This window comes from Sinorhizobium sp. FG01, assembly GCF_002531875.1.
In the GTDB taxonomy this organism is placed as follows: Bacteria; Pseudomonadota; Alphaproteobacteria; order Rhizobiales; family Rhizobiaceae; genus Sinorhizobium; species Sinorhizobium fredii_C.
Map to the genome: position 1 here is coordinate 1 of NZ_NWTB01000066.1, position 753 is coordinate 753.

1 protein-coding gene and 1 pseudogene are annotated in these 753 nt (G+C 58.3%); both read right to left on the reverse strand.

Going from position 1 to position 753, the window contains the following annotated elements; genetic code table 11:
• Positions 1-114: 114 nt before the first annotated feature.
• Positions 115-451: pseudogene (locus CO656_RS31195) on the reverse strand (transposase); the annotation flags it as partial.
• A complete protein-coding gene (locus CO656_RS31505; protein ID WP_337441790.1) occupies positions 429-530 on the reverse strand; it encodes a hypothetical protein in 102 nt (33 codons plus the stop codon). The gene CO656_RS31505 and the pseudogene CO656_RS31195, both read right to left, overlap by 23 nt.
• Positions 531-753 lie beyond the last annotated feature (223 nt).

Sequence of the window (753 nt, forward strand, 5' to 3'; positions counted from 1 at the left end):
AACTGCTTTTGCTATGACGTCCTCGATCTCGGCCACCGGTAAGGCCCCGCCTCTTGCAAGTATTGGCTCTGTCGACACGGTACGGCGCACGATTTCCTTGATCGTGGCATTTTCCTTTGTCAGCGCCATGATGGCTGCGTTGGTCTGTTGGCGCCGGAGATGGCCTTCGTATTGAAGGCGTTCGGCCGCGGTCAGCAGCTTGGGATTGACGCGCGTTGCTCCGAGTGTCTTGCGGATTTGCCGCATCGGTTTGCGGACGGCGTCCAGGAACGCACGGCTGGCGTTCTCCATCAAATGCCATCGATCAGTGACCTTGCACTGCATCGGGCAATGCTCTTGCGGCCGCCAACCCGTAATCGCCGCCACGATCGCGGGCAATGATTTGGGTTTGAGCGTTCTGCCGCAGCCAAGCTTCCGCCGTCGCCGGCTCACGATTCGCCAGCAGACGGAGCCTTCAGCCCGTAGCGTTCCGCGACTTCGTTAACCGTTACGCCAGGTCGCAGATCCTCAGACACAATCCGTGCCTTCACATCGTCAGGCCATTACCGATAAACCTCATGCCGCCGATGCCGAGTCGTGAGAACCTCCAGTGTAGACTCGATGGAGAAAAACTCCTTGCTCTTCGTCCATGGAACGTCGATCACAGATCAGGCCACGGCAGGCAACGTGGGAGCAAAACACCGCTCTGATGTCCGTTGTCAATGCTTTGGGCACGAGGAACCGACCGTCCAAACGAACGGCTGTTCATGATGA